A 23,647-nucleotide genomic window follows, 5' to 3' on the forward strand; every position below is an offset into this window, starting at 1 on the left:
ACCACGCACACACTTTAACAGATATCGGATTTAACGTCATACTGATAAACTGATATTGCTCTAGAAGTTCTGATGAATTCCAGTCGTAAGTAATTCCTGCGACAAAAAGGAAAATCAAAAAGTAATACTTTTTTTCAGAAGAATACCTTGAAGATATAAGCTTGATATATGCAGCTGCCCAAATTATAGTTATAAGTATAATATATCCAATTATCAGATAGTTACTAAGAGTCAGGCTTTCAGTTTTTAATTTATCTTTCTGAATAATTTCTGCGATAGATAGTTTTAAATTTGTGAACTCAAATCCAGCTATTTCTAGTTTCCCATCGGTATTTTTTCCAATAGTAATTGCGCAATAGGTAGATTCTCCGTTTTTGTTTTCCAGTATAAAATGCAAACTTGTTCCTTCTCGTAGTCCTGCACTTTTAAGGTCTATGTTTTCTTCTTTTAGAAATAAAGTAATCTTCGGAATTGCTTTGTTTACAGTATCGTAGAATTCCATTTCATTTAATACATTGAGAACGGAGTTTTTATCTCCAATATTTGAGTTTAGGACTCTATATATTTTATTTATATCTTTTGTTTTTACGTTTTTAATAAAAGTTTCTAAAAAAACAATTTTAGATGGATCCAGTTTATTTTCTGGTTCTTTTAGTAACAATCCATTGTAGATTATATGTATTGTGAAAGAAATTGAGAAAATAAGAAATACTAGAGGGAGAAATTTTAGGTAAGATAATAGTTTTTGTTTCATTTTCTTTGCTTATTGATACTTTTGTATTTTTTTGCAATTAGTTTAAATTTTATGAAAATGTCGTATAACGAACTAGGCTAACCGACGTAGGCTGACCCTGAGCCTCGTAGAGGCGTTAGGGACTGGCACGTAGTTTGCGGAAGCAAACGAGTGACAGAAAGCCTATGTGCCGTAGGCCGAGCGAGGGCGAAGACCCGAAGCGAAGTGGTTAGCTGCTGTTATACGTAGTGGTGTATTAGAAGGTATAAGATAAGCTTAGATAAATACTTCTGAAAGTATCAGTTCTCGTTGAGTTTACAACATTGTCAATCGATACATTATTTCCAAAACCATCAAAAACTAACATTTTATCACTATTATTTTTTAAAGATAAGTGAGATTTATTATAAATATATCCTAAAGATATTTTATAATTACTTAAAAATGAGTAAGCTAGAGAAGCTTCAAAGTCGAAACCATGAATTTGAGCAATCGTGTTTTTGTCTTCTAGGAGAACACGTATGTAAGGATAAGTGAATCCGTCATTTCCACGATAATTATATGCTCTTTCATCTCGATAATTTCTATTTCCTAAAGTATAATAAGGATCAAAAGCTAAATTAAGTTTTATGTTTTCGTTGAGATCGAAAGAACTTCTAAGTGGGATTTTTAGCCCAATTGAGTTTACTTTTTCTTCATATGAGAAGGTATTGCTTCTGTCTTGGGATAATCTATCAATTTTTTTAATTCCAATACCAATGTAAAAAATTGTAGGATTATTTTGATTGTAATAGTAGAGGAAATTGAAATTGAATTCGTTTCTTCCTATGTTTCCGAATTGAATATTTGTATTATTAAATCCAGTTCGATTTGCAGAAACTATATCATAGTTAGAATTAGCAATGTTGTAACTTAAAATATCAAATTCAAAACCATAGTTTTTACTCAAATCATTATATTTGATAAAGAATGGGTAGATAGTTCCGGAATTACCTTCCAATGGTTTTTTAGACGCATTGTTGATTTTTAAATATGAATATTCGTATGGAATGAAGTCGAATTTCATGGCCTTAAAACCGAATTCAGTTTTTGAACTAGGTTTGTTTTCGATTTTAATATCCTCAGCATTAATTTGAAATGCTAAAAGAATAAGAATTAAACTAACTATTATTTTTCTTTTCATATTTCCTTTTAAATTAATTTTACACCATTACGTATAACGAACTAGGGGAGACGACGTTCCTCGTAGCTGAGCCTGCGAACGCAGGCGTTAGCGTCGGCGCGACTTCTTGCGGAGCGAGAAGCGTGACGGAGAGGAATGTGGCGCAGCCCAAGCGAGGCCTTGTGCCGAAGCGCAGCGTTTCCCCGCTGTTATGCGCAGTAAGTCAATATCAATATAATTACCTTTGGTTCTTCTAAATAGAATAATTGAAAATTAGAAAGATACTTGGTTTATTTATCTTTAAACAAATCCAGGATTTGATCCCAGTTAATTTCAGTACCATCGTTTATATTTCGCATGAAATAACTATCGTGATGTGCAAGGAAAGTCGGATATTCATTATTTCCTACATTCTTCCATCTATTGATTAACCAACTTTTTAATATATCTGATACTATCTTTTCTTTTTCAATTTCTTGAAATTTTTCATTATTAAAAATATCTTTCGGGACTACAACGGCTTTGTCTTCCAAGAAAAAATGGTCAATTAAATCTTCCCCAACTTTATTCATACCAAAAATGCTTACAGAAAAGTGATAATCGAAATTCTGCGAATCATATTCTATTTCAAAAAATTTAACATCTTTATTACTTTGAAATTTTATAAAATTAACTAATTCAGATTCAAATTCTTTGTTCAATGTTTCTAAATGGCTAGAAACAAGATCACTGAATTCATCAACTATACTCATATTATATTACTTCCATAATAATTCAATATTCCATTACTCTTTTAAAATTCTTTTTATTGGAATACCTTTTTTTGAAAGATTATGACTTATTGCGCATAACGAACTAGGCTAACCGACGTAGGCTGACCCTGAGCCTCGTAGAGGCGTTAGGGACTGGCACGTAGTTTGCGGAAGCAAACGAGTGACAGAAAGCCTATGTGCCGTAGGCCGAGCGAGGGCGAAGACCCGAAGCGAAGTGGTTAGCTGCTGTTATACGCTGTGTCAAATTACTTGATTGAAGCTAATCTGTTGTATTCGACTTTATTTATTGTTTTTAAAGTATAATACATTTGATAGTAATTATACCTTAAATATCCACCTGGAAGGAAGTCATTTAACAAATCATAGTAAGCATTGGACTTGTATTCAATATTATCAATTTCAAATAGAAAATAATCATTTTCTCCAATTTCTATATTTTTAATTTCTTTTTCTAGAATATCTAACAATGAACCATTTTTATAGGTTCCCAAAGTTCTGCCTGTATAAAATGAAAAGAAATAATATTCATCAATTCTAATACTATCAGTTTTTCTGATATCTCCAGCATTGAATTTTGTTGCAGTATAGAAGATTCTTGATTTATGAAAGGAATCTGAAGTTTGATTTCTGATATGAAAAGTTGTACCTTTTGAAAGAATGGGATGAACGTCATAATTAATACAACTACTGAAAAAGAATGATAAAGATATCGAAAGAAGATAAATTGACTTCATTAAAAAATATCTCCTTCAATGTGAACACTTTTATTTGAAAATCCCAATGGTCTTGCATACATATAAATAGACGAAGTGAAAAGAGCCAATGGATTTGGAAGAACGCTGAAAGTAAACCAAGAATTGTTATATATTCTTATTTTGAGATTTTTAATTCCTTTTGATCCAGGATATTTTGCTAATTCATTTAAGATAGATTCATTAACCTCATTATTTCGATATAAATTATAGCTAAACCAATAGTGATTAGTAAATTGAACTTGGAATCTTGCTATGGAAGGTTCATTAATATCTGAAAATGTGATTTTGTATTTTTCTGATTCAATCTTTGTGTTAATTGAAACGCAAGAACTGAAGAAAGCTAAAAGTAGAATGTGCAATATTTTGATCATGTTTTATTTGGTTCCTGAATATTTTTTTGACATTGCGTATAACGAACTAGGGGAGACGACGTTCCCTGACCCTGAGTCCCAACGGGACGTTAGGGACTGGCATGTAGCTTGCGTAAGCAAGGCGAATGCCAGAAAGGGAATGTGGCGTAGCCCAAGCGAGGCCGTAAGTGCCGAAGCGCAGCGTTTCCCCGTTGTTATACGAAGTTGCCGACTTAAATAGTCTTTCCCAAGAGATATTTCAAAAATGTTATCACTTTGTTTTTATTCTCTTGATAAATAAAAATTCCATTATATTCCAGAAAAAGTTGATAATCATTGTATTCTTGAGAATCTTTGTAATCCTCGATAAATCTTTCCAGGTAACCCAGATGTTGGGTTAAATCATTTGTATCGGCAAAAGATTGGGTATTTTTATATATTCTTTCAATTTCATTTTTAATATCTTCAACACTTTTGACGGCTTGAGTATAGAAGATTTCAATTTTTTTATTTATTCCTTTTATATCGTATAGATTAATTAAGAAATTAGAATTCTTTAGCATGCCTGAGAAAATTTCGCTTTCGGTTGATATCCAATGTGTTTTTTTGTATAAAATTTGAAGTTGAATTGATTTATTGGCGATTCCTATATTTCGAACTAGTTTAGATAGCCTGTTTTTCTTTTCTCCAATTATTGAACGTTTATAAACAATAGAGATAAATAGAGTTGCTAATGAAGTTGTATACGCTATTAAAATTATTGCAAAAGTATATATAGAAATTTTGAAGTTAGTATTTGCATTAGTAACTAATGCATAGTATAGACTTAAAAGTAAAAATAGCATGCTTAAAATTGTGAATACATAGATAAATCTTCTTAACGATGGTATTCTTTCTGATCCAGTGATTATAAAATCAGAAATAAAATTATCTGATAAGAAATAGGCCGATTCTGTCGTGCTGATGTTTATTAAAAATGCACTTTCGTCACTTACGTTTGGTATTCCGAAGCTATTTTTAAGTATACTATCAATAGTTTTTTGCAAAATATAAATTTTACAAAGATGAGCCATTGTGGAAATACTTAGCAGAGAATTTATTATAAAAATGGTTATATTTGCTTCAGGTTGAGAGATATTCATATTAATATATGAAAATTGAATAGTGCTCGAGCCATGTAGATAATGTATTATAAACAATGAGAAAATAATTAATATGTCTCTCTGAATTAACTTATTTAGATTTCTTATAGTGGCTACTGATTGAGTAAGTGCAAAGTTTTTCATGGATCTTATCGTTTGAATCTAGGCAATTTCGTATAACGAACTAGCCTTCCCGAAGTTGTCCGACCCTGAGTCCCGGACGGGACGTTAGGGACTGGCACGGAGCTTGCGTATGCAAGCGAGTGACAGGAGGACAATTTGCCGCAGGCCGAGCGAGGCCTTGTGCCGAAGCGTAGCGGGAAGGCGCTGTTATACGCTGGCGATTTATAAAGAAAGAATATCTCCAAGTAATAGAAAAGTATGTATAACATATCTGTCAGCTTCATCCCGTTTTATTGAAGAATGAGACCCTTTTTGAGATGCTTGAAAAACGCTATCAATTCGTTCTCCAATTTGTGTAAGATCACTTCCAATTAATTCTTTGAATCTATCCGATGAGCTTTTTGTCTCAATGTAGTAAATTAATCGATTAATATGCTTATCTTTTCCCATTTGTATTGTTTTTTCTTTCCCGTTTTCAAGAGTTATTATTCTGTCTTCAGTTGGAGGAATTAACTTATCTGCAACAGACTGTAATAACCTTCTGCAACTATGTACTGCATTTGCCCAATCTTCAGGATTATCTGAATCTAAGTTTGAATAAATTGCTGTAAATTTGGGTAATTCTTCAGGTAATATCCTTTCAACTTTATCAAGGAATCCAGAACTGTATCTTTCGAATATATTTTCATTAATAGTAGAAAATCTTAGTTCATTATATTTTGAAAGAGCATACTGATAAATAAAATTTCTTCTTTCAGATAAGCGACTAGAAGTTAGGCTTATATTTGAAATTAAACTTGCTCGTTCATCTTTGTTTCCAACTGGCAGTAACACCCGTTGATTGGGATTTGCTGAAGATACAGAAATGTCTGGATCTCTTGCTGCGTCTATCCTTTGTTTATAAGCATCCAATAAGTTTTCAAATTCTAATATACTGTTTCGATAACCAAATGATTCAATTTCAGTTGTTCCAGCTTTTTTCTTTTGATATATTCTATTTGCTTTCGTCATTAATGACCAAGTCTCGGAGTCTATGCCATCAGGATTTGATGGATAACCACCAGCTTCATAAGAGAATATTTTTTGATATTCTATTTCATTTAATAATCTGGCAATTCTGCTAGTCTTTAGAGCGATATTAGTTAATGGAATTCTAGATAATTCTATGTCACCGAGAACTTCCTGGCATAAAGCGATTGCCTCTTTAATGTTTATATTTTCTTTAAAGTCAAAGTTTTCCATAATAATATTTAAATCGCTTGCGTATAACGAACTAGACTAACCGACGTAGGCTGGCCCTGAGTCCCGGAACTGGACGTTAGGGACTGGAACGACGCTTGCGTAAGCAAGAGGAGTGCCAGAAGCCTATGTGTCGCAGACCAAGCGAGGGCGAAGTCCCGAAGCGCAGCGGTTAATCGCTGTTATGCGCTGTCGAATTTTCCAAGTTTAAAGTCTTTTTTAATTTTATTGATTTCTCTTTTCGTATATGGCCTAGGTCTTTTACGTATTTGTAAATTTATAGAAGTTCCATGTATTTCATTAAAAAAATCTAAATGTGTTTTAGGAATGCCAGAATCTGGAGCTCTAATAGATAGAATATTGCTTTCAATTACTTTATCTATAAATATTTTATTGGTATCTATTAGGCTGTGATAAAAAAGATATCTAATTTCATGGACTGTAAGTTGAGATTCAATTAAACTATAATAAATATTTCTTTCTTCGACCTTCGATAATAATCTTATATGATCTAAAATGCTTATAAAAGTTTGCAAATAGCGGGATTTTTTAAGGAGTATAGTCTCTACTCCCACAAAGAGATTATATTTAAAAACCTTTATTAAATCTGCATTATCCTTAATATGATATGGTTGGTTTTCTCTTTGATTTTCTTCAAATTTACCATGTAAATATTTTAGTGCAGATACACCAGTTAAGGTGTTGTTGTTGGTTTTATCTAATACTGTTACTTGCTCTAGATTTGATTTATAATAATCTAGTATTTTGAAAAATATTTCTGTAAAGCTTTGTTTTCGTAATATCTCTTTTTGAGCTGCTATTTCAAGTCTAGTTAGGGAAAGTTCATCTCATTGCAATTCCAGCTCTTCTTTTTGCATGAATATTGTAATAATCATACCTGAAAATGCAAATACAGTGAATAGTGATGTAAGTACGCCAAAGCTGTCACCGATTTGTCCGGCCTTTTCCAAACTGTAATCATTAAACGGATTAGTTAATTTAATAGTTAGAATTGCAAAAATAGCATATAATGCTATTGCAAACAATAATATGAATAAAGAAAGTTTTACATTTTTCATGGTTTATTTTTTCGATAGCGCATAACGAACTAGCCTTAACGACGTAGGCTGACCCTGAGTCCCGAACGGGACGTTAGGGACTGGCACGTAGTTTGCGGATGCAAACGAGTGACAGAAAGCCTATGTGTCGCAGACCGAGCGAGGGCTTGTCCCGAAGCGAAGCGTTAAGGTGCTGTTATGCGACGTTCTACGTTTTATTAAAAATTTTAGAATTGATCGTAAATAATTTATTTAATATCTCGTGATCTATTAAGAATAATTTTGGAATAGGATGTTCAGGTTCCAGGTATTTAATATCTTCGGTTATAGATTTTGCAATTTTGAATTTTTCTAACATCGATACATTTTTTCTAGATTGGAAAATACGTTCAAATTCATTGATCTGTTTGCCTTCCAAAGGAAGTCTATTAATAGCATTTTTGATTATTTTATTGTATCTTTCTTCCAAGTTCTCTATATTTACTGAAATTTTAAGATCTAGATCTAGTAGTTCAATCCTTAATATATTTTCTAAAGCACCAAGATAGGAATATTCTACATGACCGATTATACATGATTTTTTATAAAATTCAAATAAATCATTACTTATTTGGTCCAGAGATCTTACATAAATTGAGAGTCGATTCTCATTTTGTATTTCTCTCGTTTCGTCAATTTGTAATGTATGCGATTTTATTAGGTATATAATTGTGATAAAAGTTAATATAGGATTTAAAATTCCTCCTATGTAATCTCCAAAAGATCCCCAGACGGCCTGTTCGTCCGAAATTCCATAGTTGAATTTTAAAATGTAAAGACCAAAAATGAGAATTATAGTAAAAATAGGAATGATAAGTATACGAAAATTTTTGTCTACATTCAGTTTATGTTTTATATTTTTCATATATTCTTTAAATTATTTAGTAGAATGTCGCATAACGAACTAGACTAACCGACGTAGGCTGGCCCTGAGTCCCGGACGGGACGTTAGGGACTGGAACGACGCTTGCGCAAGCAAGAGGAGTGCCAGAAGCCTATGTGTCGCAGACCAAGCGAGGGCGTAAGTCCCGAAGCGCAGCGGTTAGTTGCTGTTATGCGACGTTAGATTTTTTAGCATTGAGAGTGACAATTGAATTTGCAAGAAAATCATGTGGTGTTTTCTTCATTTTATTAAAAAGAATAAATAAAATTGAAAGAATATAGTAATAAGTTGAAAGATTAGGAATGAGTTCTTGTTTTTCTAATTCTTTAAAATAAGAAGAAAAATCGTAAGCTATTAATGTTTCAGAATTATCATTGTAATAACTAAACATCAAGTAAACATTAATAATGAAGATAACATAGATGAAAATATGCGGTATCTCTCTTAAAAATGAATCTCTTATATTTAAACTGTCTTGGTTTTTTCCAATTATTTTAATTTTAACGGCTAATTTTCCTAATGTTCCGCCATATTTGAATGTAAAGAAAATTCTATATCCGATGAAAATTACCGAATAGAAAATCGTTAACATAAAATAGTATTTTAATCCTAAACTCTGTGATTTGAGCATCGCATAAATCACTAGTGAAAGAAATGGTAGCATGACTATAAAATCTACTAAATGTGCTTTAATTCGTTTGCCTAATGATGCTAATTCTAAATCATCTGGTATATTTGCCTTTTCTATGTTCATCATATTTTTTATCCTTTTTTATTTTATTTATTCAATTTATTTAAATCTAATGTCGCATAACGAACTAGCCTTAACGACGTAGGCTGACCCTGAGTCCCGGACGGGACGTTAGGGACTGGCACGTAGTTTGCGAATGCAAACGAGTGACAGAAAGCCTATGTGCCGCAGGCCGAGCGAGGGCGAAGTCCCGAAGCGAAGCGTTAAGGCGCTGTTAGTCGCAGTGAAATATTTTACTTTTATTCAATTTCCTTTAGATATTCGATTTTTTTCGATATTTTGGGAACTAAAGATTCTAAATCCAAATGTAATTTATTTTCGTTTTGAATAGGTAAGGAAAATCTTGCTTTGGAATGATAAAGTATAAATTTAATCGTATCAAATATAAAGAAAAAAGGTATAGTAATCATGTTGTAAATATCTAGAATTTCATCTTCATTGTATTGATTATTTGATTTTATTAAGAAATCGTTTGCTCCTGGATTTCCATGTACAAACATTGAAGACTCCCAATAATCTCTAGTTATAATTTCGAAATGATCATGAATTTGGCTGTATTCTTTGAAAAGATAAGTAAGTTTCTTTATTATATTTTTAATTGAAAAATTTTGAATTTCATCGTTTAGGTCTTTTTTTGTTTTGAATTCTATTTCAGGGAAAGAGCTTTTTACAAGTTCCCATTCATTTAATTTATCCATACCTTTTAATGATCGATGTAAATTTTTCATTTTTATATCGTTAATAAATTCTTCTATTTTTCCATATAAATGGTAGTCGAATGATAGATTTTTATTTTTATCAAAGTTAGATAAGAGGTATTGAGACTTTAAATAGTGCTCAATTAGGCTTCTGTAGATGATCTTTGCAGAATAGTAATTTTTGTCCCTAAGAAGTTGAATTAAATTCAAATACATTATTGAACATTTTGAAATTAGAAAAAAAGAGTCTTTTGGTTCAGTTATTAAATTTGTATTAAGGAAAAAGGAGTGAATTATATTTAAGTCATTAGAAATATTTATGCTAAAGTTTTTATGGTGCTCTCGGAAAATATCGACAAGTTTTTCAACGGTTTCATGTTTAAAGGTGGTGTCCATTTTTTTGAATTATTTTATTTCATTGCGACTAACGAACTAGGCTAACCGACGTAGGCTGACCCTGAGTCCCAACGGGACGTTAGGGACTGGCACGGAGCTTGCGCATGCAAGCGAGTGACAGAAAGCCTATGTGTCGCAGACCAAGCGAGGGCGTAGTCCCGAAGCGCAGCGGTTAGTCGCTGTTAGCCGAAGTTGTCTTTGTCTAGATATAAACTAATGCAATTGAAAAGGCTTATTCTGTTATATAATTTATAGTTTTTATATATTGAACCTGGGTAGAATGATCTAAAATATAATTTATCCGAATACGCTGTTCGATCCCGAGGGATCATTGGTACATACAACGCGGAAATTCTACCGAAGAAATTTTGAATTAGTTTGCTTGCAGCCATTGTATTATTTGCATTAATATCTTGTTCATATATGCTAAGGACTCTTAAAATCAGTGTACTGAGTTTTAAGGCTAACTCATGCTCTGCCTCTTCGATTATTTCGATAAAACGTCCATTGGAAATTTTTGAGATTTCTCTCATGGTAGTTGTTGAATCGATTATTGAACTTTCACCATCTTCTAGCTTTATGTAATCTGATTGATTGAAGGTTATATATTCTTCTAAAATTGCACCATACTTTTGATGTTGAATATGATTTGGAGAATTTTGTAAATTTGGATCTATTATAGATTTACGTCGATAACCTTTGGGGAATAGATAGGTTACATCTCCGACTAATGATGATAAATCATTCACAAATGATTTTGCAATGGGAATTTTAAATTGAGATGTTTTCCGCTCAAATTGATCTAATGAATTTAGTGTCCATGTTTGAATTTTTTCCCAGTAAATAGCATAAATAATTGGTGAATTTAATGTTTTAGAGTATTCTGTAGTTAACTCAGTTTGGTTGATTTTGATATTTTTTAATGTTTCTTTTTCTTTTAGTACGGTTTTCACATCGATCAATAATGGTAGGTATTTTTGGTTAGTAGATTTATAGATTAGAATAGAATCTGGAACTTGGAATTTTTGTTTACTGGATTCTGGATATTGTGTTTCGTCTAGGCTATGTATTAAATGAGTCCAGGGTAATGCTGAATAAATATATTTAAAGATGTCTTCATGCTTGAAGCTTTCCATAATCCTATCGATTCGGCTCCGAAGTTCATCACTAATACTATTTTTGATATTTTCAATTGCACTTTCTGTCGCATCTGGACTTTGCAACATTTGATATAGAAGTCTTGCTTTTTCAAAATCGTTCATTTTTTTCCTCTTAGAAATTTGACAATTTCGGCTAACGAACTAGCCTTAACGACGTAGGCTGACCCTGAGTCCCGGAACGGGACGTTAGGGACTGGCACGTAGTTTGCGAAAGCAAACGAGTGACAGAAAGCCTATGTGTCGCAGACCGAGCGAGGGCGACGTCCCGAAGCGAAGCGTTAAGGTGCTGTTATGCGAAGTAAAACTGGTATTCAATTTAATTTATTATTAATACTTAGTAGAGCTTTATATTTATTAGCAATCATAAGCATAATCTCTTCATTTGTAATTGAATTGAATTTTTTCTGATTTGAATAGGGAATTGTATCAAGAAAAGATGAAAAATCTGAATTACATTCCGAACTTTCATTCCAAGTCAGATTTTTAGAAGAAATACAATCATGTCTTGATTTACATGCATAATCTAGGGAATTTTCGTCTATAGGACAAGTATTGTAAATTGTTAAATTTGGTTTATTTCTGCAATAGCATCCATAATTAATATTTGAAAAAGTATAACTCCATTCTTCTTCAAATTCCTTTTTAAACTTAATATTTTTTAATTCTGTTTTTATTTTTTCTATTAGAATTTGATATTCATCACAAAATATGGGATCATCGAAACAGATTTTTATAAGATCTTCATTGTTATTTATTTTGTTTTTACGATTTTCTTCAAATTCTTTTATTTCTTTTTCTTGAGATTTCTTTTTTTTAATTTTTAATGTTAATTTCTCGTGTTCTTTTCTCTCGATTTCTTTTATCTTTTCATCTTCTCTAAAGTTTGGGTTCACTAGGTAAACAATCCAATAGAAAAATTGACCGATTGCTTCTAATAAACTTAATGGATTCATTTTTTTAGATTAATTTTGTTTTATTTCGCATAACGAACTAGGGGAGACGACGTTCCCTGACCCTGAGTCCCGGAAACGGGACGTTAGGGACTGGCACGTAGCTTGCGTATGCGAGCGAGTGACAGAAAGGGAATGTGGCGTAGCCCGAACGAGGCCGTGAGTGCCGAAGTGAAGCGTTTCCCCGCTGTTATGCGAAGGCTTTAAGGACAACTTATAGCGTTTTAAATGCTTTTTCTTTGTCTATATTGAATTTTTGAAATAAATCAATATTTTTCATGTAGTCTGAATAGTATTGAAATAGCTGTATATTGCTTTTCGGAAATTTTAAATCTCTGAAGATTTCAAAATATTTTCTAACAAATGGATTGTTTATCTTTGGATTTACTTCTGAATTATTAAAAACAGCTGGATCTATAATTGTAATAGATTCCAATCTATTTCCTTTTCGTATCTGTCGAAATAACCAATCGGAGTAAAAATCTGTCGGAGGTAGGCTATAACCCCAAATAATTAAATGGTTTGTAATTTCAATATCTCTTGCAGCAATATTCCAGATTTTTCTTATTACAGGAAATAGATTATAACTTTTATTTAACACAGGAGGGATAATCATGACTGAGATTTGTTCATGACACTCACCACATTTATAAGGCGAATTCATTTCCGGTGTATTTAAAATAAATATTTTATTGGAAATTTTGCAATGAGTATTTCTACAGCAATACCAATCAATTGACCCATGCATTTTCAAAAGATTACCTTTTAAATCATAATTATTATATAAGTTATATGGACTTTTGAAAAGGTATTCTTCATTTGGATCGCGTTCGTAATCAGCCGTAAATTCTTCAATATACCTTTGGTGTTGAGAAAGGTTTTTTTCCTTTAGGATTTTATCTAATAGTGTGTCCCAATTGAAAGTAATAATTGAATCTTTTTCATTTAGTTGAGTAGAAAAATGTGAATATTCTAAATCAATATTTACCTTATCCTGACATTTCCCTATAACCGTTGAAATTAGGTCTACGAGATTGTTTCTGATTTGATTAAATTCTGGCCTAGAGGTTTTTTCTATGTCTATTTGCAATAGAGTTAATAGTTTTTCGATATCAATTTTATTGCTTTTATTATCAATACTTTTGCCAAAGTTATTGTTAACATATTCCTTTATCCTTTCAATATTTTCATTTTTCTGTAATCCTAATTCTTTCAATTTCTCAAAGAAATTTAAAATTGACGGAAGTTTACCTTCACTTGCCGAAATGGAGCTTCCCGCACCTAATATAAAAGTTTTTTTATTTTCCATTATCATTTTTTAAAGCTTTCGCATAACGTAACTAGCTTGCCGAAGTTCCCCGGAGCTGAGCCTACGGAGTAGGCGTTAGCGTCGGCGCGTATCTTGCGTAGGCAAGAAACGTGACGGAGGGGAATTTGGCGGAGCCTGGAGGGAGGGCTTGTCCCTCCCGGAACGGCAAGCGGAAGTTATACGAAGTCGCAAAGTAATCGATTAAAGAAAGACAGAAGGAGAAACTTTGAATTTACCTGCAAGCGCTTTGATTTGTCGTACATTCAATTCTCTTTTTCCATTTAAGATTTCAGAAACAACACCTTGGCTACCCAAAATATTCATATCTTTTTGAGTTAAATTGTTTTCTTGCATAAGAAACTTTAAGACTTCGACAGGTTCAGAATTTGGCTGAATAAAATGATCATTTTCATATTCTTCAATTAAATTACCAATAGTTTCAAGGAGAGGAGCTAATTGGTGTTTTTCATCATTTCCCACTTCATCGATGAGTTCATCAAGAATCTTAACTAATTTTTTATATTGTCTATCAGTGTGAGGAACAGAGAGAATATCTTTAACATCATGCCAAACATTCTTAACTTTTTCAATTTCTAGAATCATAGATTTTCCCTTTTCCATTTACCTTTGTCATATTCAGAATGAGTTAAAATGTTCCTTACAAAAACCTTTTGCCTATTGAAATGAATTGCCGCTATCAAACGAAAGTGATTTCCACTAATGTTAAAAACAGTGAATTTACCCACCTGGTCTACGGAATTGAATACTTCCTTTAATTCATTAAAGTTTTTAATATTTGTATTTTTAACGATCTTAAACCAGCTTTTTAACGAAGATTCAGCATTAGGGTGTTTCACAATGAAATCATCTAATTTCTTCCAGCTGATTATATGCACTTATGCAAATAAGTATCTCAAAATGAGATATGTCAAATTTTTTTTTAATTATTTCAATATTTTCTCATGTCCTGAGGCATTCATTTTGCGATTTCGTATAACGAACTAGGGGAGACGACGTTCCTCGTAGCTGAGCCTCGCAGAGGCGTTAGCGTCGGCGCGTCTTCTTGCGGAGCGAGAAGCGTGACGGAGAGGAATGTGGCGTAGCCCAAGCGAGGCCTTGTGCCGAAGCGCAGCGTTTCCCCGCTGTTATGCGAAGTGGTTATTTTAAAACGAATTTGTTTGATTTGCAATTAAAAAACGCAGTCTCTTTGTAATCTTCATTTTGAAAGAACGTTACTTCGATTTTTGAGAGACATTTTTCTTTTAATTCGATTTTCGCATTTCCGATTAATCCAATTTCTTGAGTGTATTTGATATCTCCATTTTTATCAGAAAGAAAAATAGAAATAGATTCAGTATCGCAACAACCACCTTTAAGGATTACATCTGTAAAACCGTCATTATTGATATCAATTCTTGTAGATTTTTGAAATTTTGCACTATAATCAAGAAATGGTTTCCAAATATTATTTTCTAAAATCCAAATATCATCAGTTTTGCTTATGTCAGAAAGTTCATCGATACCTTGTGATGGTTTGTTTAGGATAGCAAATTTATCTTGATTATATACAACAGAAATGTCATTTTTAAGATTTTCAATTATCGCATTAGCTGAGTCAATATTGTATTGTATATCATTCTTGACATAGTAATCTTTCTTAGATTGCCAAAAATTTGAATAATAATTGAAAGCATTTTGCAAAAGAATCTCTTTAGAGTTTCCTTCAACTAATGTTGTATTTTTTAAAATATCTACTTCTTCCTTATCTTTTTCAATAAGCTCTGGCGATATGTCAAATATAGTTATTAATTGATAGTCCGGTTTTATATCATTTTCAGGTTTTTTTTTGCAAGATAGACAAACTAGAATAGTTAGTAAAGTGATAAGCTTCTTCATTTTTTTTTCCTTAAAGTAAATTTGTAACCATTTCGCATAACGTAACTAGCTACCCGAAGTTCCTCGGAGCTGAGCCTCTGGAAGAGGCGTTAGCGTCGGCGCGGAACTTGCGGAGGCAAGAGACGTGCCGGAGAGGAATTTGCCGAAGGCCGAGCGAGGGTGAAGACCCGAAGCGAAGTGGGTAGCGGCAGTTATGCGCCGTAAAATTAAGCAAGTAAGTCAACTCTTCCTGCTGATTGTACAATAATTGGAGTGTTATGGTTGATCAGGTAAGCTCTTTGCTTGATATCTTGAGATAGCTGGTCAAGTTGGATGTAAACTAACTCACGCATGGTGTTTTTGTATTGGTTCGGCAATCCATTACTGCTTGAATTAATTGCTTCTAAAGTTTTTTGAGATTCCTTTATTATTTCCAAATTTTTTAACATTTCATCCTTTTTAGCATTGGAAATTTGGCTTTTCATTAATTCGTTTTCAAGTTTTCTTTTCTCTCCATCAAGGAAATATTTGAATAATTCGCCTGCACCTTCAATTATGAGTTCCCAAGGACTGTTGTGTGATAAGGATTTTAAATCAAATTGAATATTTCCTTTTTTTACTTTTTTGATAAGGTCAACATTTAGTATTTTAAAAGTTTGAGTCGATGGAATAAAGTTACCAAATACAGGTCGTTGTATTATGTTTATCTTTTTAAGAAAGAATTTTGCTATCTCAGTTTGATTTTTATTTTCTTTTTTGATATTTTTTTGAAAGAAGAAAGAGTCTGTATTGAAAGCTAATTTTTTTTCTTTGATATATTTAATCATACTTTCGCGTTTTTTCTTCGATTTTGTAATTATTGAATGTTCCAAGAATTTATTGGTCGTTTTTTCGAAAGAATTGGTAACAAATTCTAAATAATTGTTCCAAAACCATTCTCTTCTAAATCCGAATTCTCTAGCAATTGTAGAGTTATCATACAAGTAATTCAAAATTTGATAACCATATTTTAGTTTAAGTATTTTTTCATTCGGTTGTAAAGTAATTGGTAGTCCAATATTTAGTAGGGAGTAGATTGATTTCTCTTCTATTTGGATATCTTTTAAAAAACTATATGTAAAGTCATACTTAAATGATTCTGAAAGGATGAATATATTTTCAAGTTCAATTCCTTTTGCAACTAGTTTGTTTATTTCATTTAAAACCTCAGATTTATAATGATATGATGCTAGTCTTGACAAATAATTTGTGACTTCAGCACTTCTGATTATCTTATCTTTGGTTGTGATTAGTATTCGTGTTGGATTTCTATTTTTATTCATAATATTTTTTTATGGCGCATAACGTAAACAGCTACCCGAAGTTCCTCGGAGCTGAGCCTCTGGAAGAGGCGTTAGCGTCGGCGCGAATCTTGCGGAGGCAAGAGGCGTGCCGGAGAGGAATTTGCCGAAGGCCGAGCGAGGGCGCAGTCCCGAAGCGAAGCGGGCAGCGGATGTTATGCGTAGTTGCAATTGATTTGAATTGTATTGTTTTATCTGTTATGGTTTTTTCTTATTATTGGACAATTTATTTTAGTATGAGTTTTGTCCAGGATGTCATAGTCGAAGTTAACATCATTCCCCCATCCATTTTCTGAATAGCCCGAAGCTGAATACTTATAATCTTTGGCATTGTTTATTTTCCAAACATATCCATCCGTTGCAACTACACAATCTCCTGTGTTAAATTTTGAGCAGGTGAGTAGAAATAGTAAGTTAAGAACAAAAAGAATTGTTAATTTTATTTTTGATTCGGTTTTATACATAGTTGATTTTCTAATTCCTTTTTATTGTAATATTTAGATCTGAATATCCATTCAGTAAAGATATTAGTTTTTGTCTAAGTTCAATTTGCTCATTTTCTTGATCATAATATGCTTTTGGAATATATGAAGTTGATTTTAAGTATGATTTTTCAAACGTTATACCTATGGAAATACCCATGGTATAAAGTAATTCTGTGAAATAATCGTTTCTTCTACTTCCCCAAGAAGTATCTTTTTCATCATAAGAATTTAGGTGGGCTAGATAAAGTTTCCACGATTCGATTACTGCTTTTTCTCTCGTATTGTTGTTGTTAAATTCAACATCGATGGTGTTTAAAGCTTCAACGTGAGCAACTGCTAAAGTATTTGCTCTTGTAGTCATAAGATTTTTGAATATTGCCAATTTTCTTTCGTAAGCTTTTTTTTTCTCATTTATTTTTTCAGTCAGTCTGACAGCAACTATAGGACCTATAAAAACTGCTATTATCATTATTAGGTCGGTAAATTTTATTGTATAATCTATATTTGGCATTATTTTATTTCCTTATTTCTCAGTGAATTTTTTGCAATTACGCATAACGTAACTAGCTAGCCGACGTAGGCTGGCCCTGAGCCTCGCAGAGGCGTTAGGGATTGGCACGACGCTTGCGTAGGCAAGAGGAGTGACAAAAGCCTATGTGCCGGAGGCCGAGCGAGGGCTTGACCCGAAGCGAAGTGGCTAGCGGCAGTTATGCGACGTTGAAATACTTAAGTAGAATTTTACTCGTCAGCAAACAAGAGCAAGCCCGCTTATTCAAATTGACTATTTTTAGTCTATCTCTTAAAAAAGCCTTCTGAAGAGTTCCCTAAACAAACCGAAGTAATAAGTAAACACCTCGAGTGCGCGTATATTTAATTAAAAAATATAAGTCGATAGTCAACCCTAGGTAAGCGCGCATTCTAAAACTATCGGAAAAGAAAAATAACCAAAAGAAAAAAATGGCGCGGGCGAATTTTAGAAAGCATTTCCAATGTTCGCATAACGAACTAGGCTAGCCGACGTAGGCTGACCCTGAGTCCCGGAACGGGACGTTAGGGACTGGCCACGACACTTGCGTAGGCAAGGGGAGTGCCAGAAGCCTATGTGTCGCAGACCAAGCGAGGGCGCCAGTCCCGAAGCGCAGCGGTTAGGTGCTGTTATGCGCAGTAATTTCTTTAATAGAATCAAATTGCCAATCCCGCTGATAGATAAAATTGCTGATAAATGGAATTCCTTAATGATCTATCATTAAAAATGTTATCAAAAAGATAAGTTTCGAGCATATATGGTAAGTTACTACTGTAGTAATCAGGATTGTAAGTAAAATGTTGGTTAATTTTACCAGCTTCAATGTATCCACGTTGATATTCGAAAGCAATCAAAATGGAGCTACTTACTTCATGCCTAAATCCAATTCCGAGAGAACTGAAGAGTCTATCATCGAAGATTGTTTTCATTGAAAATGGTTGGGGAGTAATATTGTTAGCTCGAATGATTGCAAAATTATTTCTTTCGACTGAAAATCCTTTTTCAATTCCAATGTTGAAACTAGTATAAAAGAATTTCCAAAAGAAATAATGTAAATTCAAAGTAAAAGTTTCAGAATTTTTTGAAGTAGAAAATTGGTATAATCTAGTTGTAGAATAAGAGCTAGTAGGAATAGATTCTAAACTTTTTTCACTATTTTTTCCAATTCCATAAGTTACTCCAAGGTAGAGATTATTAGTAAATCCGTATAGAAATTGTAAATTAACGGAACTTTCTATTTCTCTTGATGGTTTATCAAAAGTAGTGTTAATAATCCAAGGGGAAATGAGGAAGTGATATTTTTTTCTTTCAACATCATTTGGAAATACTGGCGAGGCAAATAAGAGAACAATTGGTAAAGCAAGTAATCTAATTTTTTTAATCATTATATTTTTTTGAAATTATTGCGCATAACGAACTAGGCTACTCGACGTTTCCCGACCCTGAGTCCCAGCGGGACGTTAGGGACTGGCATGAAGCTTGCGTAAGCAAGGCGAATGCCAGAAGGGAAATGTGCCGCAGGCCAAGCGAGGCCGGTAGTGCCGAAGCGCAGTGAGTAGCTGCTGTTATGCGAAGTTGCAGGTTGTTAAAATGAGATTCCCGCTGCTATATCAGCATATGCTTCTGTATTCCTTCCAATTCCACTATTTGAATTTTTTATAATAGGTAAGTTTAAAAGATAATTGCTCAATATATTCGATTCTGCTGAATTTGTTGTCATAAATGTTTCTATGTTTAATTCGGTTTTATTTTTTTGGAGAAACATGGGTCCGCCAGTAATAGAGAAAAAGAGACCATTTTCTAAAGTAACTTTAAGTCCAATACCAGGAGAGATATAGTAGGTATTTAATTGTTTTAATTCAACTGAAGCATAACTAAAGCCTGAACCAATTACGTTACTATCAAAGATTGAACTTAAATTTATACCGTAACTTGTTGAGGGCAGATATCCTATAGTAGCATTAACGAAAAAAATAGAGTTAAATAAATAGTAATTCATGAAAATTTTTGCAGAATCCTGAAATGCCTTGTCGAATTCCTGAAAATTATATATAGATTGATTTGTGGGCAAAAACTTTTGATCATAATTATACTTGTATTTAGAGTTTATAAATATAAATCCTAATTCGGTATTCCCACTAAAATTGTATGAAATTCCTAGATATGGTGCGTAGTAATAATTTGAGATACTATTAACTCCTGAAATAATTGAAATAGGTTTCTTACGTCTGTATTCAAGCTGTTCCTCATTAAATGATTTTGCATTTATTGAGAAATTTGAAAAAATCAATAATAGAAATATTGTGACTTTTAATTTTGTCATTTTTTGATCCTAAATTATATATTCTGCAATTTCGCATAACGAACTAGGGGAGACGACGTTCCTCGTAGCTGAGCCTCGCAGAGGCGTTAGCGTCGGCGCGTCTTCTTGCGGAGCTAGAAGCGTGACGGAGAGGAATGTGCCGCAGGCCAAGCGAGGCCGTAAGTGCCGAAGCGCAGCGTTTCCCCGCTGTTATACGATGTAGCTTATCGCCTAGGAATTTCTGAGATTATACATTCGGCGGAATAATCTTTTTTTAATAGAAATTTTTCTAAAGACAGTTTTGCAAGTTGGGCATCAGCTTTGTTCTCAACAAATATTCTTTTGATACTCTTTTTATCAAATTTGAAGTTTTTAAATGGGACAACAAATCCATTATTTTTACGAAAGGAATAATTCTTTTCAATATCAAACGTGTCAGCGTAAGTGAGTCTAAATTCATCTTCTTCAAAATATTTCGGGTGTTTAAAATTTTGAGTTAATAAAGAAAGCGTAAGTATTAATTCTTTCCTAAAAACATCATCATCTTCTTTGGTATATTTCCCCTCCAATATTAACTTTGTTGATGATTTAAATACTTCGGAGATGAGATTTTTTTGGATTTGTTTATCGTATTCTATATGCCAAACATAGTATTCTACCGGTAGGCTTTTAAAAAATAGCAACGGATCAATTTCTAGGCAATAGTTTATTTCTTTTCCACCATAAGCTCTCCATTGACTTAGCTTGTCTACTGAAGTTGAAAAACAAGCGACTAATCTTATTTCTTGTTTTATTTTTTCCTTTAAGAAGTAGATGAATGAAGAAAGATTATGAGATTTATATGTATCTTTATCTTCTTCTTCAATTATTTCATTTATAAGATTTATTACATATTCCCCTGAGTCGGACGGATCATTCATAAATCGAACGTCGGATAACCAAAATTCATTTGAATCTAAAATACCGAATAATCCATCTAAATTTGTATAATGATAAATATGTTCTTTAAGTTTAGTATTAAATCGAAGTTGATTATATGCTTCATTTGTTTTTAATTCTTCAAATAATTTCATAATTTTTTAAGCTATGTCGTATAACGAACTAGACTAACCGACGTAGGCTGGCCCTGAGTCCCGAAACGGGACGTTAGGGACTGGAACGACGCTTGCGTAAGCAAGAGGAGTGCCAGAAGCCTATGTGTCGTAGACCGAACGAGGGCGCCAGTCCCGAAGTGAAGCGGTTAGTCGCTGTTAAGCGCAGTTTTTTTTTTATAGTTCTTTAATATTTAGGCTTTTTGCATTTTCCCAAAGTTTCATAATTTCATCATTTTTCTCTTTATCACAAAACTCTTCAAAACTTATCATATTGCTTTCAAAATTAATTATAAGAATGCTTTCTCGTTTAAATTTTTTTGGGATAATTTCAATAGAATTCTCTGGACTAAGATTATCTGGTGGATTCTCAAAATTGCATTCAGGATAGCTCACCCGACTAAAAATTTTTTGATTTAGAAATCTATTTTCAACTTTCGGATATGCGTAGGCAGCTACTACAGAGTAATAGCAAAGTGGTGATTTGTTAATTGGATGAAATTTTAAGTAGTTAGGCTTGTTGTTTAATATGAAATTTAGATTGTAACCTGAATCAATAAAGTCTCCTTCGGTATCGTCCCAACTAGAAATAAAGAGATTGTTAAATTCGTTATAAATCCCAAATATTTTTTCATTTTTTCTAACAGATGTATAATATTTATTTTTAACTTCTGCTATTAGGTAATTATTTGATTTAGAATTTATAAATTCCGAATATACGGCATTTTCTATGTTTATGGTTTTAATTTTTTCTTTATTTTTCAGTAAGTTAGAGGATTTAAGGTTTTCTATAACATATTCTGAATTTGGGCATAGTTTTTGTTCTACTGCGCTTTGTTCAAAGCTAAGATACGCATCGAATAAGTATCCGACGTTATTTAGATACTTTGCTTTTATCCAGTTTCCACTTTTATTATTTATCTGGTCGGGTGTAGTTGGAGAGTCAATTATACTAATTTTTGAATTATTTGGAATTAAAAGTATCTTATTTGAATTTTTGGTTGGCTTTTCTCGAAGAATTAATCCACCGTCTGCATTTACATATGCAGTTTTGTTTTCTTTTAAACTACAGTTTGTTTGTAAAACAAAAAGAAATAGAGGAAATAAAGAATAAGCAAATTTATTCATAGTTAATTTGATATGATTTTACAAAAATTGCGCTTAACGAACTAGGCTAATCGACGTAGGCTGACCCTGAGTCCCGGAAACGGGACGTTAGGGACTGGAACGACGCTTGCGTAAGCAAGAGGAGTGCCAGAAGCCTATGTGTCGCAGACCGAGCGAGGCCGCAAGTGCCGAAGCGAAGCGATTCGCCGCTGTTATGCGCCGTCACCAGAATCATAAAACCTTTTATCTCGTAGGGAAATTTTAATCTGATCAGAAAAATAATCATCAAATTCCTGAAAGTGCAATTTGTAAAAATAATTAATTTTTCTTTCCTTAGTTTCCCCATCTTCTAGTTTTAAAAGCTCTTTATGTTCAGAATCTAAGCCCATCGAGATAACGAAAAGTTTAACTCTTTCAACTGATGTTAGATTTTTAATAACATTTTTATCAATTAATCTAATTATGTAAATTGCATTTGCAACTAAAGAAGAGATATCTTTTAATGAAGGGCTGTTTTCCTCAAAATTCTTGATAGTTTTTTCAATGTCTAGATCGGAATGATTTTCGGAAATTAGGTTCTTCGATTCAACTAAAATTTTGAATTCATCTTTTGTTAAAGTTGCTTGAGATTCAAAATGAACAATTCTATTTCTCCAATGAACAATAAGTAACATTAATATTTTACGATAGCCAATTTCTTGGGGATATACATGTTCATTAAAAAAGTTTACACGTCTAACATTTTCTTGTAAGGCTGAATATTTTAAAAGCAAGTCTTCTGAGAATATTACAGATTTAACGGACTCTAAGTAATGATATATAGATTCAGCTAAGAAGATAAATGTAGATCTAACTGCAAACCGGCGTGATTTTTTTGCAGATAATAATGGATCAATAGTATTCCATGTTATGGAGAGCTTTTCCGGTTTTTTGGCAAGACCTTCTCCTACATAGCTTAATCCGACACAAATAGTATTTAAGCTGTGAATGGAATCTCCAAGATTATTTAGAAATTTTTTAAGATGATTTGTTTCCATAAAGGTACGATACCATTGGGATTCGAACCCACGTTTTCAGCTTTAAATTTTTATTTAATCGACTGATGTCTTAACCGCTAGACGAAAGTATCATTTCTGGTTATGGCGCATAACGAACTAGTGGAGACGACGTTCCCTGACCCTGAGTCCCGAACGGGACGTTAGGGACTGGCACGGAGTTTGCGGATGCAAACGAGTGACAGAAAGGGAATGTGGCGTAGCCCAAGCGAGGCCGTAAGTGCCGAAGCGCAGCGTTTCCACGCTGTTATACGATGGTCGAATAGTAGTAAATCTAATCTTCAGCGAAATAATTTGCACATTTTCCGCCTTTATGGTTTTCGATTGGTATATATAGTTCGTTGT

The 23,647-nt window shown here is 32.9% G+C and carries 24 protein-coding genes and 1 tRNA gene; all 25 read right to left on the minus strand.

Annotation, left to right across the window (positions count from 1 at the left end; genetic code table 11):
• Positions 1-754: hypothetical protein (locus tag LEP1GSC203_RS00005; RefSeq protein ID WP_002971507.1), on the minus strand; the 754-nt coding region annotated here is incomplete at its 3' end.
• Between the two features lie 235 nt (positions 755-989).
• A complete protein-coding gene (locus tag LEP1GSC203_RS00010; RefSeq protein WP_002971515.1) occupies positions 990-1,916 on the minus strand; it encodes a hypothetical protein in 927 nt (308 codons plus the stop codon).
• A gap of 269 nt (positions 1,917-2,185) precedes the next feature.
• Complete coding sequence (locus LEP1GSC203_RS00015) at positions 2,186-2,647, minus strand: hypothetical protein (protein WP_002971520.1); 462 nt, start codon at positions 2,645-2,647, stop codon at positions 2,186-2,188.
• A gap of 266 nt (positions 2,648-2,913) precedes the next feature.
• Positions 2,914-3,402 (minus strand): hypothetical protein, encoded by a 489-nt coding sequence (locus LEP1GSC203_RS00020; RefSeq protein WP_002971511.1) that lies wholly within the window; start codon positions 3,400-3,402, stop codon positions 2,914-2,916.
• Positions 3,402-3,794 (minus strand): hypothetical protein, encoded by a 393-nt coding sequence (locus LEP1GSC203_RS00025; RefSeq protein WP_002971521.1) that lies wholly within the window; start codon positions 3,792-3,794, stop codon positions 3,402-3,404. The genes LEP1GSC203_RS00020 and LEP1GSC203_RS00025 overlap by 1 nt, the downstream gene beginning before the upstream one ends.
• Positions 3,795-4,006: 212 nt before the next feature.
• Entirely contained in the window at positions 4,007-4,915 is a 909-nt protein-coding gene (locus LEP1GSC203_RS00035) for a hypothetical protein (protein WP_232225673.1), read from the minus strand.
• Between the two features lie 345 nt (positions 4,916-5,260).
• On the minus strand, positions 5,261-6,280 hold the full coding sequence (locus LEP1GSC203_RS19495; RefSeq protein ID WP_002971497.1) for an AbiTii domain-containing protein: 1,020 nt from the start codon (positions 6,278-6,280) through the stop codon (positions 5,261-5,263).
• Positions 6,281-7,125: 845 nt separating this feature from the next.
• Positions 7,126-7,356 (minus strand): hypothetical protein, encoded by a 231-nt coding sequence (locus LEP1GSC203_RS19395; RefSeq protein ID WP_002971533.1) that lies wholly within the window; start codon positions 7,354-7,356, stop codon positions 7,126-7,128.
• 187 nt (positions 7,357-7,543) lie between these two features.
• The gene (locus LEP1GSC203_RS19400; protein ID WP_002971508.1) at positions 7,544-8,239 is read right to left on the minus strand and encodes a hypothetical protein; all 696 of its coding nucleotides are present in this window, start codon (positions 8,237-8,239) and stop codon (positions 7,544-7,546) included.
• A 187-nt stretch (positions 8,240-8,426) separates the two neighbouring features.
• Positions 8,427-9,014 carry an RDD family protein gene (locus tag LEP1GSC203_RS00055; protein WP_002971522.1) on the minus strand — a complete coding sequence of 196 codons (588 nt, stop codon included), beginning with the start codon at positions 9,012-9,014 and terminating at the stop codon, positions 8,427-8,429.
• Between the two features lie 233 nt (positions 9,015-9,247).
• Entirely contained in the window at positions 9,248-10,102 is an 855-nt protein-coding gene (locus LEP1GSC203_RS00060; RefSeq protein WP_051064124.1) for a DUF5677 domain-containing protein, read from the minus strand.
• 182 nt (positions 10,103-10,284) lie between these two features.
• Complete coding sequence (locus LEP1GSC203_RS00065; RefSeq protein WP_002971527.1) at positions 10,285-11,364, minus strand: hypothetical protein; 1,080 nt, start codon at positions 11,362-11,364, stop codon at positions 10,285-10,287.
• Between the two features lie 209 nt (positions 11,365-11,573).
• Positions 11,574-12,215, minus strand: a complete 642-nt coding sequence (locus LEP1GSC203_RS00070; protein ID WP_002971516.1) for a hypothetical protein — start codon at positions 12,213-12,215, stop codon at positions 11,574-11,576.
• A 211-nt stretch (positions 12,216-12,426) separates the two neighbouring features.
• Entirely contained in the window at positions 12,427-13,521 is a 1,095-nt protein-coding gene (locus tag LEP1GSC203_RS00075) for an SIR2 family protein (protein ID WP_002971519.1), read from the minus strand.
• Positions 13,522-13,722: 201 nt separating this feature from the next.
• Entirely contained in the window at positions 13,723-14,124 is a 402-nt protein-coding gene (locus LEP1GSC203_RS00080) for a helix-turn-helix domain-containing protein (RefSeq protein WP_002971513.1), read from the minus strand.
• The gene (locus LEP1GSC203_RS00085) at positions 14,121-14,417 is read right to left on the minus strand and encodes a type II toxin-antitoxin system HigB family toxin (protein WP_039936738.1); all 297 of its coding nucleotides are present in this window, start codon (positions 14,415-14,417) and stop codon (positions 14,121-14,123) included. The genes LEP1GSC203_RS00080 and LEP1GSC203_RS00085 overlap by 4 nt, the downstream gene beginning before the upstream one ends.
• A gap of 262 nt (positions 14,418-14,679) precedes the next feature.
• Positions 14,680-15,417, minus strand: coding sequence for a hypothetical protein (locus tag LEP1GSC203_RS00090; RefSeq protein ID WP_002971506.1), 738 nt, complete (start codon positions 15,415-15,417; stop codon positions 14,680-14,682).
• A gap of 206 nt (positions 15,418-15,623) precedes the next feature.
• Entirely contained in the window at positions 15,624-16,718 is a 1,095-nt protein-coding gene (locus LEP1GSC203_RS00095; protein WP_039936740.1) for a hypothetical protein, read from the minus strand.
• A 492-nt stretch (positions 16,719-17,210) separates the two neighbouring features.
• A complete protein-coding gene (locus LEP1GSC203_RS19405) occupies positions 17,211-17,732 on the minus strand; it encodes a DUF6680 family protein (RefSeq protein WP_002971523.1) in 522 nt (173 codons plus the stop codon).
• 671 nt (positions 17,733-18,403) lie between these two features.
• Positions 18,404-19,132, minus strand: coding sequence for a hypothetical protein (locus LEP1GSC203_RS00110; protein WP_002971502.1), 729 nt, complete (start codon positions 19,130-19,132; stop codon positions 18,404-18,406).
• Positions 19,133-19,332: 200 nt separating this feature from the next.
• Entirely contained in the window at positions 19,333-20,070 is a 738-nt protein-coding gene (locus LEP1GSC203_RS00115; RefSeq protein ID WP_002971529.1) for a hypothetical protein, read from the minus strand.
• A 203-nt stretch (positions 20,071-20,273) separates the two neighbouring features.
• Positions 20,274-21,122 carry a DUF2971 domain-containing protein gene (locus tag LEP1GSC203_RS00120; protein WP_002971510.1) on the minus strand — a complete coding sequence of 283 codons (849 nt, stop codon included), beginning with the start codon at positions 21,120-21,122 and terminating at the stop codon, positions 20,274-20,276.
• A 195-nt stretch (positions 21,123-21,317) separates the two neighbouring features.
• The gene (locus LEP1GSC203_RS19410; RefSeq protein ID WP_002971504.1) at positions 21,318-22,268 is read right to left on the minus strand and encodes an SH3 domain-containing protein; all 951 of its coding nucleotides are present in this window, start codon (positions 22,266-22,268) and stop codon (positions 21,318-21,320) included.
• 191 nt (positions 22,269-22,459) lie between these two features.
• The gene (locus LEP1GSC203_RS00130) at positions 22,460-23,284 is read right to left on the minus strand and encodes a hypothetical protein (protein WP_002971500.1); all 825 of its coding nucleotides are present in this window, start codon (positions 23,282-23,284) and stop codon (positions 22,460-22,462) included.
• Positions 23,285-23,291: 7 nt separating this feature from the next.
• Positions 23,292-23,376: transfer RNA gene (locus LEP1GSC203_RS19720), tRNA-OTHER, on the minus strand.
• Between the last annotated feature and the right edge of the window lie 271 nt (positions 23,377-23,647).

Source organism: Leptospira terpstrae serovar Hualin str. LT 11-33 = ATCC 700639, from assembly GCF_000332495.1.
Taxonomy (GTDB): Bacteria; Spirochaetota; Leptospiria; order Leptospirales; family Leptospiraceae; genus Leptospira_A; species Leptospira_A terpstrae.

Coding starts and splice junctions, on each gene's coding strand:
- LEP1GSC203_RS00115 (WP_002971529.1), bottom strand. CDS start 20,070: ATGACAAAATTAAAAGTCACAATATTTCTATTATTGATTTTTTCAAAT.
- LEP1GSC203_RS00130 (WP_002971500.1), bottom strand. CDS start 23,284: ATGGAAACAAATCATCTTAAAAAATTTCTAAATAATCTTGGAGATTCC.
- LEP1GSC203_RS19410 (WP_002971504.1), bottom strand. CDS start 22,268: ATGAATAAATTTGCTTATTCTTTATTTCCTCTATTTCTTTTTGTTTTA.
- LEP1GSC203_RS19400 (WP_002971508.1), bottom strand. CDS start 8,239: ATGAAAAATATAAAACATAAACTGAATGTAGACAAAAATTTTCGTATA.
- LEP1GSC203_RS00120 (WP_002971510.1), bottom strand. CDS start 21,122: ATGAAATTATTTGAAGAATTAAAAACAAATGAAGCATATAATCAACTT.
- LEP1GSC203_RS00015 (WP_002971520.1), bottom strand. CDS start 2,647: ATGAGTATAGTTGATGAATTCAGTGATCTTGTTTCTAGCCATTTAGAA.
- LEP1GSC203_RS00055 (WP_002971522.1), bottom strand. CDS start 9,014: ATGATGAACATAGAAAAGGCAAATATACCAGATGATTTAGAATTAGCA.
- LEP1GSC203_RS00070 (WP_002971516.1), bottom strand. CDS start 12,215: ATGAATCCATTAAGTTTATTAGAAGCAATCGGTCAATTTTTCTATTGG.
- LEP1GSC203_RS00025 (WP_002971521.1), bottom strand. CDS start 3,794: ATGATCAAAATATTGCACATTCTACTTTTAGCTTTCTTCAGTTCTTGC.
- LEP1GSC203_RS00060 (WP_051064124.1), bottom strand. CDS start 10,102: ATGGACACCACCTTTAAACATGAAACCGTTGAAAAACTTGTCGATATT.
- LEP1GSC203_RS19495 (WP_002971497.1), bottom strand. CDS start 6,280: ATGGAAAACTTTGACTTTAAAGAAAATATAAACATTAAAGAGGCAATC.
- LEP1GSC203_RS00110 (WP_002971502.1), bottom strand. CDS start 19,132: ATGATTAAAAAAATTAGATTACTTGCTTTACCAATTGTTCTCTTATTT.
- LEP1GSC203_RS00035 (WP_232225673.1), bottom strand. CDS start 4,915: ATGAATATCTCTCAACCTGAAGCAAATATAACCATTTTTATAATAAAT.
- LEP1GSC203_RS00065 (WP_002971527.1), bottom strand. CDS start 11,364: ATGAACGATTTTGAAAAAGCAAGACTTCTATATCAAATGTTGCAAAGT.
- LEP1GSC203_RS00020 (WP_002971511.1), bottom strand. CDS start 3,402: ATGAAGTCAATTTATCTTCTTTCGATATCTTTATCATTCTTTTTCAGT.
- LEP1GSC203_RS00095 (WP_039936740.1), bottom strand. CDS start 16,718: ATGAATAAAAATAGAAATCCAACACGAATACTAATCACAACCAAAGAT.
- LEP1GSC203_RS19395 (WP_002971533.1), bottom strand. CDS start 7,356: ATGAAAAATGTAAAACTTTCTTTATTCATATTATTGTTTGCAATAGCA.
- LEP1GSC203_RS00090 (WP_002971506.1), bottom strand. CDS start 15,417: ATGAAGAAGCTTATCACTTTACTAACTATTCTAGTTTGTCTATCTTGC.
- LEP1GSC203_RS00010 (WP_002971515.1), bottom strand. CDS start 1,916: ATGAAAAGAAAAATAATAGTTAGTTTAATTCTTATTCTTTTAGCATTT.
- LEP1GSC203_RS19405 (WP_002971523.1), bottom strand. CDS start 17,732: ATGCCAAATATAGATTATACAATAAAATTTACCGACCTAATAATGATA.
- LEP1GSC203_RS00075 (WP_002971519.1), bottom strand. CDS start 13,521: ATGGAAAATAAAAAAACTTTTATATTAGGTGCGGGAAGCTCCATTTCG.
- LEP1GSC203_RS00080 (WP_002971513.1), bottom strand. CDS start 14,124: ATGATTCTAGAAATTGAAAAAGTTAAGAATGTTTGGCATGATGTTAAA.